We start from the raw sequence: 15,761 nt of genomic DNA, 5'->3' as shown, positions 1-15,761 counted from the left end.
CGGGCATCCTGATGGTCTTGTTTCCCCTGATGTGCTGTATTTTCCGTCAAAACGCCAGAGCTAGCCCCGCATCCAGTCAAGGCTGTCCGTTGTTCGTGACGTGGAGGCAATATATTCGGCGCTGACCCAGCCGGAATAACCCGTTGCGTCCATCGCTGCGAACAGACGTTGGAAATCTGTCGGGCCGCGCCCCGGTTCACAGCGGTCGGGGGCGGCGCCGATCTGGGCGTGGACGATCCGCGGATGAAAGCTATTCCAGACAGTTTCCGCGTCATCGTGGATCATATGAGCATGAAAGCTGTCATATTGCAGGCCGACATTGGGGCGGTTCACATGGTCCAGCACCTGCATTGCCAGATCGTAATCGTTCAGAAAGTACCCGGGCTGGGAAACCGGATTCAGCGGTTCGATCGTGAACTGCTGTTGCGGGGCAAAATCGGCGGCCCATTGCAGGTTGTGCACGAAACAGTCCTGTGCGTCCGAACCCGTGGCATACCCCGACATGATGTGGATCAGCCCTGGTCGCAGGATCTCGGCATAGCGCAAGACACGGCGGATATCGGATTGAAACCGCGCCTCGCCACCCGGAACTGCGGCATAGCCGGGCTCACCCCCGGTGTAATTGGGCGGCGGCGCGTTGATCAGAACAAGTTCCAGTCCATTTGCCAGCAGCGCGCGGCGCGTTTCCTTTGCAGCCAGTTCATAAGGAAACAGAATTTCGACCGCTTTGAATCCGGCGTCGGCCGCCGCCTGGAAACGCTCCAGATACGGAAGCTCGGCAAAGAGCAGTGAGATATTGGCGGCAAATTTAGGCATGGGCGGTCTCGGGCAGCTGTTGGCCGGACCTTAACGGGACGGCGATTTTTGGGGAAGGGGATCAAAAACGACAGATTGTCGAAAATCGGCCAGATCGCCTGGATCAAATCAGAGACTTTTGGGGCAACGCGGCGAATCATTTTTGCGCGCCGTGCCAACAGAAGGTTTGAACACGATGGCAATGAGCCCTGACCCCGTGCGCGGGAACACCCTTACTGTGTCTGGCGGACGGACATCCGCGGTGTCTGGCAATGGTCTGGCGGTTGCATCCATGCTGACTTGGGCGGCGGGATTTCCGGCCGCCGAGGTGCTGTTGCAAAGCTGGCCTCCGGTGGCCCTGTTTGCAGCACGACTGGTATTGGCGGTGGCGTTTCTGGTTCCGGTCTGGTTGCTGATTGACGGTCCGTCACGCGTATTGCGCGCCCGTTGGGGACATGCGTTGTTTGTTGGCGGGACGCTGGGCGCTGGCATGTTCCTGATCATTGTGGCGCAAAAACTGACTGACCCGGTAACAGTGGCCATCATCGCCTCTTGCGCGCCTTTGTTCGCGACGCTGTTGGAACTGGCGACTGGCACACGGCGGTTGCGGTGGAATTTTGCGGTAGGTCTGGTCGTGTCGATCGTCGGCGGGCTGATTGCCACCAGTGCGGTAGCTCCGGCGCAGCTGGGGTTGGGTGCGGGCTGTGCCATCCTGTCAACCGGGCTGTTTTGTTGGGCCAGCATGGCGACAGCGCGGGATTTCCCCGACCTCAGTCAGACCGGGCGCAGCACGATTACCTTGGTTGGGGGGCTGATCGTGGCTGCATTCCTGTTCTTTGCGGCGGGTCAGGCTGGCATGGATATCCTGCCCTCGGCACCGATTGATGTGCAGCAGATGGGGATGCTGGTCATCTATGCGCTGGTTTCGCTGGGGCTGAGTCAGGTGCTGTTCATCGCGTCGGTGGGCAAGCTGGGCGTGGCGTTGGCCTCGTTTCATATCAACATCGCACCCTTCTATGTGATGCTGATCATGCTGGTATTGGGCGAAGAGTGGAATTGGACCCGCGCGCTGGGCGCGAGCATCGTCGCTGTCGCTGTGGTTCTGGCGCAGGATCGCCGGGTCCCGCGACGGGCTTAATCCGGCAGGTCCTCGGACGGAATCAAAGGAAAAAACCGCCCCCCCGACCGAACGCCGAACCAGCCATCCTGATGCTGGGCAAGGTCCACAAGGCGGTAAAAGCTTTTACGATCAATCCGCGCCTCAAGGTTTGTGCGCACCAATACATAGGGCGACGGCTCTTCTGTTTCCTCGTCGATGACAATGCGAATGGGATGATCCGGCCCCGCCACAGCGCGGTCACCGACATGCGTGCTAAAAGTCACCCTTTGCCCGTCACCTTCCCCTTCGACATCGAAATCGACGGCCACAAAGGGCGCATCCTCGACAGTGATTCCAACCTTTTCCACCGGGGTTACCAGGTAATACTTCCCGTCTTCTTTCTTAAGAATTGAGGAAAAAAGCTTCACAAGCTCGAACCGGTTGATGGGCGACCCTAAATAACTCCAGGTGCCATCTTTTGCGATCTTGATGTCCAGATCGCCGGAAAACGGAGGATTCCACAGGTGAACAGGCGGCAAACCCTTGGATTTGGTTGCTTTGACTGATGCTGCCAGACCATCAGGTGAAGGGGTCACAGGTTTTTGTCCGCTCATTGCTTTTGCCATTTCCTCTCAGCGCGATACACTTCAATCATAATAGTCCACGGAAGGGAAAGTCATGAGCGAACCTGCCGACCTCGTGTCCGAGATCGAAGCGCTGGAAAACAAGCTGCAAGAGGCCAAGGCTTCGATCACCCGTCGCTTTATCGGACAGGAACGGGTCGTTGACCTGACCCTGACTGCGCTGTTGTGCGGCGGTCACGCTTTGTTGATCGGCTTGCCGGGGCTGGGTAAGACGCGATTGGTTGAAACCTTGTCGACGGTGATGGGCCTGCATGGCAATCGTATCCAGTTCACGCCCGATCTAATGCCTGCCGATATTCTGGGGTCCGAGGTTCTGGACACCGCCGATGACGGCACCCGTCACTTCCGCTTCATCTCTGGCCCGATCTTCTGTCAGTTGCTGATGGCGGATGAGATCAACCGCGCCAGCCCGCGGACTCAGTCGGCTCTGCTACAGGCAATGCAGGAACGCACCGTAACCGTGGCGGGCGAAGATCGCTCGCTGGGCGAACCGTTCCACGTTCTCGCCACGCAAAACCCGATTGAACAGGAAGGCACCTATCCCCTGCCCGAGGCGCAGCTGGACCGGTTCCTTGTTCAGGTCGATGTTGAATACCCTGACCGTCAGACCGAACGAGACATTTTGCTTGCAACCACAGGGGTCGAAGAAGACGAAGCCCATCAGATTTTCACCAAAGATGAACTGCTGGCCGCGCAGGTTTTGCTGCGTCGCATGCCGGTGGGAGAGTCGGTTGTGGAGTTGATTCTTGATCTGGTTCGTGCGTTCCGCCCAGAAGAGGCAGGTGCGTCCGAGCGCGTCGCAGAAACAGTTGCCTGGGGTCCAGGTCCCCGTGCGGCGCAGGCGCTGATGATGACGGTGCGGGCCCGCGCGATGTTGCAGGGGCGGTTGGCGCCAAATGCCGAAGATGTCCTGGACATGGCCCGCCCGGTGCTCAGCCACCGGATGGCGCTGAACTTCGCGGCGCGCGCGCGTGGTGATAGTCTGGCTGAGCTGATCGACTCGACGGCCGCCGGGTTAATCCGTACCGAGGCCGCGGCGTGAATGCCGCGCTGACCCTTCGAGAAAGATCCGAGGCCGAGGCATCCCGGCTACCGCCGCTGTTGGCACGTGCCGAACATCTGGCCGGAACCGTGTTGCTGGGCGATCATGGACGCAGGCGCTCGGGCCTTGGTGACGATTTCTGGCAATACCGCCCGGCGCAGATCGGTGACAGCCGTCGGATGATCGACCACAGGCGCTCGGCCCGCGGGGATCAGCAGTTTGTGCGTGAACGGGAGTGGCAAATCGCGCAATCGGTGATGCTGTGGGTGGATCAGGGTGCCTCGATGCGGTTTGCGTCCAACAAGAACCTTCCAACGAAAGGTGACAGGGCCCGTTTGCTGGGTTTGGCAATCTCGATCCTGCTGGTACGCGGTGGAGAGCGCGTGGGCCTAACCGGCACCACGCTGCCGCCCCGGCGCGGAAACGCGCAAATCGTCCGACTAGCGCAGGCCTGGTCAGGCGATGTGCAGGACGATTACGCCTCGCCCGAGCATCGCGCCATGATCCCGCGCGCGCGTGCCGTGTTCATATCGGACTTTCTGGGCCCGATGAGCGAGGTGGAACTGGCCCTGACCAAAGCTGCCGACCGTGGTGTGCGGGGCGTTTTGATGCATGTTCTGGACCCCAGCGAGGAATCTTTCCCCTATCACGGCCGCACCGTGTTCGAGAGTGTCGGACGAACCTTGAAACACGAGACCTTGAAAGCTGGTGCTTTGCGTGGCCGGTATCTTGAGCGGCTGGTGGAGCGCAAAGAAGCGCTACAGCAATTGTGCCGGGCGACAAATTGGCAATATGGCCTGCACCACACTGAAGACAGCGCACAGGCGGCGCTGCTGTGGCTGTACCGCGCTTTGGACGGGAGCTTGCGATGACGGCATTTCTGTCAGTGATCAGCTTCACATCCCCTTGGGTATTGCTGAGCCTGCTGGCCCTGCCGATCCTGTGGCTGATTCTGCGCGCGGTTCCACCTGCACCGATCCGCCGCTTGTTTCCCGCGGTCACTTTGCTTTTGGGACAGAAGGACAAGGAAAGCGTTTCGGACCGTACCCCGTGGTGGTTGCTTTTGCTGCGGATGGTGGCAGTTGCCGCGATCATCATCGGATTAGCCGGACCGGTATTGAATCCGTCACGTATTCAGGCCGGGTCCGGCCCGTTGCTTTTGGTGTTGGATGCAAGCTGGGCCGGGGCTACTGGATGGCCAGCAACGCTGGAGCAAATTGACGCCCAGTTGGTTGAGGCCGGACGCGCGGGCCGTCCGGTATCCATTTTGCGCCTTACAGAGCCGGAAACCCCTGTCTTTCAGGCGGCAGAGGCCTGGCGCGGGCGGTTGCCGGGGATGGTTCCGGTGCCATGGCAACCAAGCGAAACCCAGATCACGCAGGTAATTGACGTGCTGGATCAGATCGAAGAGGACTTTGACACATTCTGGTTCAGCGACAAGCTGGCTTACCCGAACAGCGCCCGAATTCTGGACACTTTGCAATCGCGTGGTGACGTGACGGTGTATCAATCTGCCGCCCCGGTGCTGGCGATGGTTCCGGCAGTGTATCAGGATGGGGTTATTCAACTGACTGCAAGACGATCTGAACCCGGGCCGGCGACGGCTGTCACGCTTGTGGCTCAGGGCCGCGACCCGGCGGGTGTCATGCGCATTCTACATAGCGCTGATGCCGTTTTCGAAGAAAATGAAACAACGGCGCAGGTGGAGCTTGCCCTGCCATCCGAATTGCGGGGACGGATCACAAGGTTCGAGATTCAGGGGCAGCGTTCGGCCGGTGCGGTAACGCTGACGGATGACAGCCTTCGCCGACGCGAGGTTGCCCTGATCGCCGGAACGTTGAACCGTGAAGGGTTGGAACTGCTCTCACCGCTGCACTATCTGACCCAGGTCCTGAGCCCCACTGCGGATTTCGTGGATGGAGGGTTGCTGGAAGTTTTACCTGCCAATCCTGATGCCATCGTTCTGGCCGATGTGGCCAAACTGTCGCCCGGGGAGCAGACGGCATTGGTGGAATGGGTCGAACAGGGCGGATTATTGCTGCGCTTTGCCGGTCCACGCATGGCCGCCAGCGACCTGGGCCGCGATTCCGAGGATGTATTGCTGCCGGTACGTCTGCGCAGCGGCGGTCGCTCGGTCGGTGGCGCGATGAGCTGGGGTGAGGCCAAGGGGCTGGCACCCTTTCCGGAAAACTCGCCTTTCTACGGCTTGCAGGTGCCCGGCGATGTTACAGTCACAACACAGGTCATGGCACAACCAGACCCTAACTTGGCGGATCGGGTTATTGCGTCGTTGTCCGACGGCACGCCCCTGGTCACACGCAAGGCGCTGGGCTTGGGCCAGGTGGTTCTGTTCCATGTGACGGCAGATGCAGAATGGTCCAGCCTGCCGCTTTCGGGGCTGTTTGTTGAGATGTTGGACCGTCTGGCCGTGGCCTCAGCGGCGAAATCCCGGCAGGATTCGCAGCTACAGGGCACCACGTGGGAGCCGTTGCAAGTGATGGACGGCTTTGGCGCCCTGTCCGATGCGGGCAATCTGACTGGCGTGGACGGGGTCGAGCTGATCTCGGGCACAACCGGCCCCGATTTGCAGCCCGGCCTTTATGAAAGCGGCAAACAGAAGCTGGCCTTGAATGTTCTGACAGAAGAGGCAGTGATTAGCCCGGCAATCTGGCCTTCGGATGTACCGATCAAAGGGCAGGAGGTGAACTCTGAGACACCTGTCGGGGGCATTCTGCTCAGCCTCGCTCTGCTATTGCTGACGATTGATGTGATCGCCTCATTGGCCTTGTCTGGCCGCCTTGGTCTGGCCAAAGCGGCGGCGGTTGCGCTGGGTGCCATGCTGTTGGTGCCCGAGGCGCAGGCGCAGACGCCCGAGGATACAGAATTCGCACTGAATGCCACGCATGAGCTGGTGCTGGCCCATGTGCTGACCGGAAATGCGCAGGTTGACGATGTGGCAGGTGCTGGTCTGCGTGGCTTGTCGCAAACGTTGTTCTATCGCACATCGGTTGAACCTGCCGAGCCCTTTGGGGTGGATCTTGAGCGCGATGAACTGGCGTTTTTCCCGCTGCTGTATTGGCCGATCACTCCGGATCAGCCGCAGCCTTCGGCTGAGGCCTATGTTAAACTGAACGCTTATTTGCGATCGGGTGGCATGATCCTGTTCGACACACGTGATGCGGATATTGCGCGCTTTGGGGCCTCGAGCCCCAATGGGCGCAAACTGCAACAACTGGCGGCCCCGCTTAATATTCCCGCGTTAGAGCCTGTTCCAGGTGATCATGTTCTGACTCGTGCCTTTTACCTGCTGCAGGATTTTCCGGGTCGCTACGCTGGTACAGAAATCTGGGTCGAGGCCGCCCCAGTGGATGCCGAACAGATCGAGGGCATGCCATTTCGCAATCTCAACGACAACGTCACCCCTGTGGTGATTGGCGGCAATGACTGGGCCGGGGCCTGGGCGATCGATAGCAACGGACAGGCGCTATTGCCAGTCGGGCGTGGTTATGCCGGGGAACGTCAGCGCGAGCTGGCCAATCGCTTTGGGGTCAATCTGGTGATGCATGTGCTGACCGGGAATTACAAATCGGATCAGGTACACGTGCCTGCGCTTTTGGACAGGTTGGGACAATGACCGGAACAGTCATCTTTGATCCGCTTATCCCGTGGCCAGTACTGGCCATTGTCGCCGCGATTGCGGTCACAGGGGTTCTGCTGGCCCTTTGGCGCGGCCTGTCTGGTTGGGCCTTGCGCGGGCTGGCGGCGCTGGTGGTGATCGCGGCCTTGACGGGTCCGGTCTATCAGGTCGAAGACCGTGCGCCGCTGACTGATATCGTGCTGATGATCGAGGATGAAAGCGCCAGTCAGGCCCTTTCGGATCGCGCCGACCAAACCGCGCAGGCGGCCGAGGGTTTGGCTGCTGAAATCGAAGCCCGTGACAATACCGAGCTGCGCCGAATCAAGGTCGCCGATGGAGACGGCGACGAAGGCACGCAGGTTATGGCCGCGTTGAGCGCCGCACTGGCCGAAGAGCCGCGCGCACGGATTGCGGGTATTCTGGTGGTTTCAGACGGTCTGGTGCATGATGTCGAGCAGGCCCCCGACCTGCCCGCGCCGATGCACTTGCTGCAAACCGGACGTGAAAGCGACTGGGATCGCCGCCTGATCGTCCGCAATGCCCCCGCCTTTGCCATTATCGGTGAACCTGTCACCCTGACCTTGCGCGTGGAAGACAGCGGCGCTGCGCCTACCGGGGCGACCACTGCGCCGCTGGAGATATCAGTAGATGGGGCCGAGCCGGAACAATTCACCATTCCCATCGGCGTCGATGTCGAATTGCCCATCGCTCTGCCGCATGGTGGGCGCAATGTCATTCAGTTCACTGTGCCTCAGGCCGAGGGCGAATTAACCGACCGCAACAACACCGCGCTGATCCAGATGAACGGGGTGCGTGACCGGTTGCGTGTGCTGCTGGTGTCGGGTGAGCCGCATCCGGGTGGGCGGACCTGGCGCAATCTGCTGAAATCCGACAGCTCGGTCGATTTGGTGCATTTCACCATCTTGCGCCCGCCCGAGAAACAGGATGGCGTGCCGGTGGACGAGTTGTCCTTGATCGCTTTCCCAACGCGCGAGCTGTTTCTGGAAAAGATCAACGATTTCGACCTGATCATCTTTGATCGCTACAAACGGCGCGGCATCCTGCCCGCGATCTATCTGGACAATGTCACCAATTATATCAACGAAGGCGGCGCTGTTTTGATTGCGGCGGGGCCGGATTTTGCCAGCGCCGACAGCATCTTCCGTTCACCTTTAGCGCCGATTCTGCCGGCACAACCCACTGCCCGAGTGATCGAGGAACGTTTCGTGCCCATGGTGACCGATCTGGGCCATCGCCACCCGGTGACGACAGATCTGGGGGATTCCGAGGATTGGGGCGCATGGCTGCGCCAGATCGACGTCAACCACCGCACGGGTGAGCTGTTGATGACCGGTGTGGATGAGCGACCCCTGCTGGTGCTGGACCGCGTGGGCGAAGGGCGCGTGGCGCTCTTGGCGTCGGACCATGCCTGGTTGTGGAGCCGGGGTTTTGAGGGCGGCGGGCCGCAATTGGAACTGTTGCGCCGTCTGGCCCATTGGATGATGAAAGAACCCGAGCTTGAGGAAGAAGCCTTATGGGCCGAAGCCAACGGGCAGGTCATGCGTATCATCCGTCAGACATTGGAGGATGAGGTCGGACCGGTGACCATCACCCGCCCCGATGGCGAAACGCTTGAAATAACGCTCGATGAGGTCTCCCCTGGGCGATTCGAGGCGACCTATTTTGGACCCGAGATTGGCCTCTACCGTCTTCAGGAAGGTGACCAGATGGCAGTGATCGGGCTGGGCCCCGCTGCGCCGAAAGAGTTTGAGCGTACCATCGCCACTGATGAGGTGCTGAAACCCGTACTGGCCGAACTGCGCGGGGGTACAATCCGACTGGAAGACGGGTTGCCGTCTATCCGCAATGTCCGCGCCGGGCGTCCAGCTGCTGGGCGCGGATGGATCGGCCTGACCCCGCGAGAAGCCTATGAGACGCGCGATGTCACACAGGCCGGGCTTTTACCGCCCTGGCTGGTGCTGGTGCTGGCCGGTGGCTTCTTGCTGGCCGGATGGTTGCGCGAAGGGCGACGTTGATTACTCGAACACCACGCTGACCGTGGGATCACCGGGCAGACCCGCATAGGTGACGGACGCCCCGCCTTTTCCCTTTGCAGGCGGCACAAGCGGGCCGAAAGACCCGACGGAAATCAGGTCGCCGGCTTGAAACTCGATACCTTTCGACATCAGCCATAGGGCCGCATTTGCCGGGTGCCCCAAAACGGCCGCCCCTGGGGCTTGCGCCAGTACCTCGCCATCCGCGGCGCGGAGTGTGACCGTCATATCCTGCAACGCCTGCGTCATCGCTGTAGGATCGGATACGGGAATTTCAGAGCCTAACACGCCGAGTTTCGGGGCAACGCCAATGGCGGTTAGGGTAACCGGCGTGATTGGCTCCCCCTCGGCCAGGGTAAGATCCGGCAGCTCGATAAAGGGGCGGATGGCTGAGATATGGGCAAGAACTTCGGCCGGGGCAGTCGCCTGATTGATGCCAACGTCGCCGACAACCAGCACCAAATCGGCCTCAAAAACCGGACGCGCACCCCATGTGGCGGGTACAGTGGCCCCGTCGTCCAGCATCATATCGCGGTACAGAACGCCCTGAACCGGTTCAGATGCGCCGAACCGCTCTTGCGCGGGGGCGCTGGTCAGGCCTGCCTTATAGCCGATGATCGGCCCCAAATGTGGCTCTAACACACTGACTATCTTGGCCTGTGTACACAGCGCGTCTTCCATGCTGCCATCCGCAGACAGGGCCGCCGTCGGCGTGTTGGTCAGATAGTCCTGCACATACTGGTCGATCTGCGCTTCTGTGGCGCAATCCGCCACCGCATGAGACCCCAGCGTGATGGCGCAGAGTATTGGCAAGTATGTTTTACGCGGCATGGCGGACCTCCGGGTTTTCAAAAACTCTGGCACGATGGTCCGTGTTCGGGCAACGGCTTAAACACTTTTTCACGCTCTGTCTGGATGCTGGGCGCAAGTTACCCGGGATCAGCAACGATGAGTCTTGCAACCAAACTGGCACAGGAACGGCGTGCGCGGCTGGCGGCCGAGCGGCTGTTGGAGATGAAACAGGCCGAATTGTCAGCCGCCAATCGCAAGCTGGGTCTACACGCGATGGCCCTGACCAAACGCATCGGCGAAACCCAGGCCGAGGTCGAAACGGTTCGGGATGAAAACGAAAAAGTTAAATCCGACCTGACCGAAGCCAATGCCAAGATCGAAGTGGCCGAGCGCCGCTTGTGGCATTCGATGCAGACCATTCAGGATGGGTTTGCCTTCTTCGACGATCAAAGCCGCATGATTGGGGCCAATGGGGCCTATCTCAGCCTGTTTGATGGTTTGGATGAGGTGTCACCGGGTATTTCCTATGCCCGTATCCTTGAGATTCTGACCGACGAAGGGTTGATTGACATTGGCGCGGAATCTCCGGCCGATTGGCAGGCCAGAATGCTGAACCGCTGGACACAACCCCAGCCGGAATCGGTGGTGATCAAGCTGTGGAATGGTGAATATTTCAAGTTGATCGACCAGCGCGGCAATGGCGGTGACGTGGTCAGTTTGGGCCTGAACATCACCGCCTCGGTTCGGGATGAGGCTGAGTTGAAGGCCGCCCGCGAACGGGCCGAGGCCGCAAACCGGGCCAAATCTGCCTTTCTGGCCAATATGAGCCATGAAATCAGAACCCCGATGAACGGCATTGTCGGCATGACCGAGTTGATGTCGGAAACCCCGCTGGACGAGGAACAGCGGCTCTACCTCAACACCATCCGCAACTCGGGCGAGGCGTTGTTGGTGATCATCAACGACGTTCTGGATTATTCCAAGATCGAGGCGGACAAGCTGCTCCTGCACCCTGAACAGTTCGATTTTGAACGCTGCATTCTTGAGGTTGCGATGCTGATGCAACCCAGCGTGCGCGACAAAGGGCTGTCCTTGCTGGTCGATTATGATTTGTTCCTACCGACCTTGTTCGTGGGCGATCCCGGTCGCGTGCGGCAGGTATTGACCAATCTGGTGGGCAATGCGGTCAAGTTCACCACCGAAGGCCATGTGTTGATCCGCGTCACTGGTGTGCCGAATGCAGACACGAACACATGCGATATTCACGTTGCGATCGAAGACACCGGTATCGGCATCGAAGAGGACAAGATCGGGCACATCTTCGGTGAATTCAATCAGGTCGAAGATGAAAAAAACCGCGCATTCGAGGGTACAGGGCTGGGGTTGGCGATCACCAAGCGGCTTATCACACTAATGGGCGGGTCGGTCTGGGTGGAAAGCGAGCCCGAGCTGGGCTCCTGTTTTGGATTTCGCATCTCGTTGCCCACCATCGAAGGCCCGCAACCCACACCGCCTGATTTGGCTGGTCGGTTGCGCCACGTGGTCGTTGTCGAGGATCTGGCGGTGAACCGTGCCATCCTGTCGAAACAGCTAGGGCGATTGGGATCGAAAGTCACCGTTTGCGCCTCGGGGGGTGAGGCGCTGGCCGCTGTTGATGGCAGTGTGGACCTGTTGCTGTGTGATCACGACCTGCCGGACATGGATGGGTTGGAACTGGCGACCACGCTGAAAGATCGGGGTTGGGGGGATTTGCCCGTGGTGGTGATGTCGGCCAATCCCGGTGTCATCCACGCCAACCCGGCACGTAACCTGATTGACGGGGTTTTGCAGAAACCTATTCCCCGCGCCGAACTGTATTCGCGCTTGACGAAATTGGGGCGGCTGCCTGTCACGCCTGAAGCTGCTTCAAGTGACCCCGAGGCACCGTCAGAGCCGCAGGGTGAACGCCAGATGCGTGTTTTGGCAGCCGAGGACAATCGGACCAACCAGTTGATCCTGCAAAAGATGGTCAAGGATCTGAACATTGACCTGCAATTCGCCGCGAATGGGCTGGAAGCCGTGGACCAGCATCAGAAATTCGACCCGGACCTGATTTTTATGGATATTTCGATGCCCAAGATGGATGGGAAACAGGCCACGGCGGAAATCCGGCGGCGCGAGATTGACACGGATCGGCATGTGCCGATCGTCGCATTGACGGCGCATGCCATGGCTGGGGATGATCAGGGCATTCTGTCGGCCGGATTGGATCACTATCTGAGCAAACCGCTGCAAAAGCGGAGAATCCACCAGATGATATTGGACCATCAGCCCGAGGGTGTTTTGCCTGTCATTGCCGGAGATGCACAGGCTGAATAGGGTAAGCCATGACTGATCGTGGATTTCAGCCTCGTGCCTTGGGTGAGATTGCCATTCGCTGTGCCGATATGGGCGCGATGGTGGCGTTTTATGAAGATGTGATCGGGCTGGAACGCCTGAGCGGTGATCACAACAGCGCCATCACCTTTTTCCGCATCGCCGAAGGGTTTGGCGGACATACACAGGTGTTGGCTTTGTTCCACCATGCGGCCGCCCCGCGGCCTGGGTTGCACCCGACCGGCGCTAACAAGCCCACTACCGGCGCCGGGTCATCGCTGCATCATATTGCTCTGTCATTGCCCTTTGCTGAGCAAGAGGCCGTGATGCGCTGGTATGACAAAATCAGTCAGCCTTACCGCGTTGAACAATTCGGCTGGATCGGATGGCGCGGCATTTTCACCGAAGACCCCGAGGGCAACACGGTTGAGTTGGTTGCTTACGACCCATTGATGCTGGATCAGGCCTGATAGGGGCGCACGAAAACGGGTCTGTCCTCTTGCGACAGGTCCGAGCGGTATTCATATCCACCAGTGTCGAATTCCAGCAGCCCTTTGGGGTCGGTCAGGCGGTGTTGAACGATGTAGCGCGCCATGGCTCCACGGGCTTTTTTGGCAAAGAAACTGACGATCTTGGGCGTACCTGCCTTGTCTTCCATAAAGACCGGCGTGACCACCCGCAGCTTCAGCGCCTTAAGGTCAACCGCGCCGAAATATTCCTGACTGGCGCAATTCACCAGAATGTCCGATCCAACCTCATCAGCTTGTGCGTTCAGCGCCTTGCTCAGCTGATCGCGCCAGTATTCATACAGGTTTTTGCCGCGCCGGGTTTTCAGCTTGCTGCCCATTTCAAGACGATAGGGTTGAATCGCGTCCAGCGGGCGTAACACCCCATACAGACCGGACAGGATACGCAGGTGTTCCTGCGCCCAGGCCATTTCTTCGGCATCCAGCGAGGTCGCTTCCAGCCCCTGATAGGTATCCCCAGCAAAGGCCAGCGCTGCAGGTCGGGTCAATTCAGCGCCCGGCGAGTCCGAAAATGCTCGATACCGGTCACGGTTCAGACGGGCCAGATCATCGCTGAGGTCCATCAGTTTCTTCAGATCGCCCAGTGTCAGATTGCGGGCGGTTTTCGACAGTCGGATCGCGTCGTCCTGAAAGTCGGGTTGCGTGACCTCAACGTCCCGCTCTGCCCAATCCAGCCGCTTGGCCGGGGAAACCACTACCAGCATATCCGCCCTCGTTTCTTGCCTGATGCAGGGTATCTAGCCCGCCTGACGCAGCACGTCCAGAAACGCGGCACCAAACCTTTCGTGACGACGGTTGCCCAGCACCTGTTCCATCCCGCGCGGGTCATTGGGGCGCAGTTGTGCGACCTTGGCCAGTTGTGAGGCCGAACAGGTCAGCGGTTTGTCAATCCCGTCGGAGCCGCGTGAAAGCCGTGTTTGAACCTCAAGCAGTCGGTCATAGATATCCCCTTGTTCGCGGCCCGCCAGTTTGCGGCGTGCTGGGTGCAATTCTTCAACCGCGCCGGTCAGCACCTCAAGGAAGGTGTCGCCGTACCGTTCCAGCTTTTTCGCGCCAACTCCGCTGATCTGGGCCATATCGTCCAAAGAGGCCGGGCGTTTTTCGGCCATTTCAATCAGGGTGCGATCGGGAAAGATAACATAGGCCGGAACTCGCGCGCTTTCCGCCAGCACGCGACGTTTGGCCTTGAGCGCAGATAACAGCGGCGCGTCTTCCTCGGACACCATCATCTTGACGGCGGGTCTCCGGGTGGCCTTGCGGATCGTGTCTTTGCGCAGGTTGATCTGCGCCTCACCCTTCAGGATCGGCTTGGCTGCTTCGGTCATGCGCAACGCGCCGTGGCGTTCGGGATCGGGGCGGACAAGGTCGTGCCCCATCATCTGTCGGAAGATCGCCTGCCATTGTGGGCGCGACCAGTCCTTGCCGATGCCCCATGTGGACAGGTTGTCGTGCCGCCGGGCGCGAATCTTGTCGGTTTCATTACCCAGCAGAATGTCGATCAGATGGCCCGCGCCGAACCATTCCTCGGTGCGCAGGATCGCCGACAAGGCCATGCGAACGGGGGTGGTGCCATCGAACACTTCCGGAGGGCTGTCGCACAGGTCGCATTTACCGCAAGGTTCGATCTGTTCTCCGAAATACCCCAGCAGGGTCTTGCGTCGACATTCGAGCGCCTCGGCCAGCCCGAGCAGAGCGTTCAGCCGCGCATGATCCGCCATGCGCCGTTCCGGTGGTGCGAGCCCCTCGTCGATCTGGGACCGGCGCAAGCGAATGTCGTCGGGGCCGAACAGGGTCAGGGTTTCAGCAGGCCCGCCGTCGCGGCCGGCGCGGCCGATTTCCTGATAATAGGCTTCGATGGACTTGGGCAGGTCCGCATGCGCGACCCAGCGGATATCGGGCTTGTCGATGCCCATTCCGAACGCAACGGTGGCAACCACGATCAGCCCATCCTCGCGGGCAAAGCGGGTTTCGACGATGCGGCGGTCTTCGGCCTCCATTCCGCCGTGATAATGACAGGCGGTGTGGCCTTCGGCGCGTAAGGCCTGGGCCAACACTTCGGTTTTGTTGCGGGTGCCGCAATAGACGATACCGGATTGGCCTTTACGCGCTTCGGCGAAGTCGAGGATCTGTTTGCGTGGGCCGTCCTTGGCAGCAAAGGCCAGATGGATATTGGGCCGGTCAAAGCCGCGCAGGAACTTACGCGGGGCGGTGCCGTCGAACAGTTTTTCGACAATCTCGTCCTGCGTTTCGGCATCCGCAGTGGCGGTGAAAGCGGCCAAAGGCACGTCCAATGCGCGTCGCAGCTCTCCGATCCGCAGATAATCTGGGCGGAAATCATGGCCCCATTGGCTGACGCAATGGGCCTCGTCCACGGCGATCAGGCTGACATTGATCCGACGCAACATGCCCAAGGCTGACCCGGCGGCCAGACGCTCGGGGGCTATGTAGAGCAGTTTCAGACGCCCGGCCTCCAACGCCTCCCACACGGCGTCGGTTTCTTCGGGGGTGTTGCCCGAGGTCAGCGCACCGGCCTCGACCCCGGCCTCTTGCAGCCCGCGCACCTGATCGCGCATCAGGGCAATCAGAGGAGAGATAACCACCGTCACCCCGTCGCGCATCAAGGCAGGCAGCTGAAAACACAGGGATTTGCCGCCGCCCGTGGGCATGATCGCCAGCACGTTTTCACCCAGCGAAACGGCGTCGACGATCTCTTCCTGACCGGGGCGGAAGTCGTCGAATCCAAAGACATCTCGCAGCAAAGGCGCGGCGTCGAACATGTGCGGGGTTGCCCTGTTTTAAGGTTTATCTGCTCTTAA

General features: G+C 60.0%; 12 protein-coding genes. 7 read left to right on the top strand and 5 right to left on the bottom strand.

From position 1 onward, the window contains the following. Positions 1-60: 60 nt before the first annotated feature. A complete protein-coding gene (locus tag ACR3EP_RS13790; RefSeq protein ID WP_480638358.1) occupies positions 61-816 on the bottom strand; it encodes a hydroxypyruvate isomerase family protein in 756 nt (251 codons plus the stop codon). Positions 817-997: 181 nt separating this feature from the next. Here ACR3EP_RS13790 and ACR3EP_RS13785 point away from each other — a divergent pair, with 181 nt between their 5' ends. Continuing rightward, positions 998-1,933 carry a DMT family transporter gene (locus ACR3EP_RS13785; RefSeq protein ID WP_480638357.1) on the top strand — a complete coding sequence of 312 codons (936 nt, stop codon included), beginning with the start codon at positions 998-1,000 and terminating at the stop codon, positions 1,931-1,933. Here ACR3EP_RS13785 and ACR3EP_RS13780 read toward each other — a convergent pair. After that, entirely contained in the window at positions 1,930-2,508 is a 579-nt protein-coding gene (locus ACR3EP_RS13780) for a DUF1285 domain-containing protein (protein ID WP_480638356.1), read from the bottom strand. The two genes, ACR3EP_RS13785 and ACR3EP_RS13780, sit on opposite strands and share 4 nt — an antisense overlap. A 64-nt stretch (positions 2,509-2,572) precedes the next feature. On the opposite strand from ACR3EP_RS13780, the gene ACR3EP_RS13775 reads away from it, so the two are divergent. The 4 genes from ACR3EP_RS13775 to ACR3EP_RS13760 are packed head-to-tail and all read left to right on the top strand — an operon-like array spanning position 2,573 to position 9,253. Continuing rightward, a complete protein-coding gene (locus ACR3EP_RS13775) occupies positions 2,573-3,580 on the top strand; it encodes an AAA family ATPase (RefSeq protein WP_170360874.1) in 1,008 nt (335 codons plus the stop codon). Continuing rightward, on the top strand, positions 3,577-4,452 hold the full coding sequence (locus ACR3EP_RS13770; protein WP_480638354.1) for a DUF58 domain-containing protein: 876 nt from the start codon (positions 3,577-3,579) through the stop codon (positions 4,450-4,452). Before ACR3EP_RS13775 ends, ACR3EP_RS13770 begins: the two co-directional genes overlap by 4 nt. Next, the gene (locus tag ACR3EP_RS13765; RefSeq protein ID WP_480638352.1) at positions 4,449-7,214 is read left to right on the top strand and encodes a DUF4159 domain-containing protein; all 2,766 of its coding nucleotides are present in this window, start codon (positions 4,449-4,451) and stop codon (positions 7,212-7,214) included. The genes ACR3EP_RS13770 and ACR3EP_RS13765 overlap by 4 nt, the downstream gene beginning before the upstream one ends. Further along, positions 7,211-9,253: a hypothetical protein gene (locus ACR3EP_RS13760; RefSeq protein ID WP_480638350.1), complete on the top strand. Its 2,043-nt coding sequence runs from the start codon at positions 7,211-7,213 to the stop codon at positions 9,251-9,253. The genes ACR3EP_RS13765 and ACR3EP_RS13760 overlap by 4 nt, the downstream gene beginning before the upstream one ends. Here ACR3EP_RS13760 and ACR3EP_RS13755 read toward each other — a convergent pair whose 3' ends face one another. Beyond that, positions 9,254-10,102: a 2-keto-4-pentenoate hydratase gene (locus ACR3EP_RS13755; protein WP_480638349.1), complete on the bottom strand. Its 849-nt coding sequence runs from the start codon at positions 10,100-10,102 to the stop codon at positions 9,254-9,256. 117 nt (positions 10,103-10,219) lie between these two features. Here ACR3EP_RS13755 and ACR3EP_RS13750 point away from each other — a divergent pair, with 117 nt between their 5' ends. Continuing rightward, on the top strand, positions 10,220-12,421 hold the full coding sequence (locus ACR3EP_RS13750) for a response regulator (RefSeq protein WP_480638347.1): 2,202 nt from the start codon (positions 10,220-10,222) through the stop codon (positions 12,419-12,421). An 8-nt stretch (positions 12,422-12,429) separates the two neighbouring features. Next, a complete protein-coding gene (locus tag ACR3EP_RS13745; RefSeq protein WP_480638346.1) occupies positions 12,430-12,888 on the top strand; it encodes a VOC family protein in 459 nt (152 codons plus the stop codon). Here ACR3EP_RS13745 and yaaA read toward each other — a convergent pair. Then, complete coding sequence (gene yaaA, locus ACR3EP_RS13740; RefSeq protein WP_480638345.1) at positions 12,879-13,649, bottom strand: peroxide stress protein YaaA; 771 nt, start codon at positions 13,647-13,649, stop codon at positions 12,879-12,881. The two genes, ACR3EP_RS13745 and yaaA, sit on opposite strands and share 10 nt — an antisense overlap. A gap of 33 nt (positions 13,650-13,682) precedes the next feature. Next, complete coding sequence (recQ, locus tag ACR3EP_RS13735) at positions 13,683-15,722, bottom strand: DNA helicase RecQ (RefSeq protein WP_480638344.1); 2,040 nt, start codon at positions 15,720-15,722, stop codon at positions 13,683-13,685. Between the last annotated feature and the right edge of the window lie 39 nt (positions 15,723-15,761).

It is taken from the genome of Ruegeria sp. BB10 (assembly GCF_056535725.1).
Note: the sequence above shows the minus strand (reverse complement) of the source record. Positions and strands in the feature narration are given on the sequence as shown.

What these genes read in the sequence shown, in the direction of transcription:
- ACR3EP_RS13790 (WP_480638358.1), bottom strand. Translation starts at nt 816, where the DNA reads ATGCCTAAATTTGCCGCCAATATCTCACTGCTCTTTGCCGAGCTTCCG.
- ACR3EP_RS13785 (WP_480638357.1), top strand. Translation starts at nt 998, where the DNA reads ATGAGCCCTGACCCCGTGCGCGGGAACACCCTTACTGTGTCTGGCGGA.
- ACR3EP_RS13780 (WP_480638356.1), bottom strand. Translation starts at nt 2,508, where the DNA reads ATGAGCGGACAAAAACCTGTGACCCCTTCACCTGATGGTCTGGCAGCA.
- ACR3EP_RS13775 (WP_170360874.1), top strand. Translation starts at nt 2,573, where the DNA reads ATGAGCGAACCTGCCGACCTCGTGTCCGAGATCGAAGCGCTGGAAAAC.
- ACR3EP_RS13765 (WP_480638352.1), top strand. Translation starts at nt 4,449, where the DNA reads ATGACGGCATTTCTGTCAGTGATCAGCTTCACATCCCCTTGGGTATTG.
- ACR3EP_RS13760 (WP_480638350.1), top strand. Translation starts at nt 7,211, where the DNA reads ATGACCGGAACAGTCATCTTTGATCCGCTTATCCCGTGGCCAGTACTG.
- ACR3EP_RS13755 (WP_480638349.1), bottom strand. Translation starts at nt 10,102, where the DNA reads ATGCCGCGTAAAACATACTTGCCAATACTCTGCGCCATCACGCTGGGG.
- ACR3EP_RS13750 (WP_480638347.1), top strand. Translation starts at nt 10,220, where the DNA reads ATGAGTCTTGCAACCAAACTGGCACAGGAACGGCGTGCGCGGCTGGCG.
- ACR3EP_RS13745 (WP_480638346.1), top strand. Translation starts at nt 12,430, where the DNA reads ATGACTGATCGTGGATTTCAGCCTCGTGCCTTGGGTGAGATTGCCATT.
- yaaA (WP_480638345.1), bottom strand. Translation starts at nt 13,649, where the DNA reads ATGCTGGTAGTGGTTTCCCCGGCCAAGCGGCTGGATTGGGCAGAGCGG.
- recQ (WP_480638344.1), bottom strand. Translation starts at nt 15,722, where the DNA reads ATGTTCGACGCCGCGCCTTTGCTGCGAGATGTCTTTGGATTCGACGAC.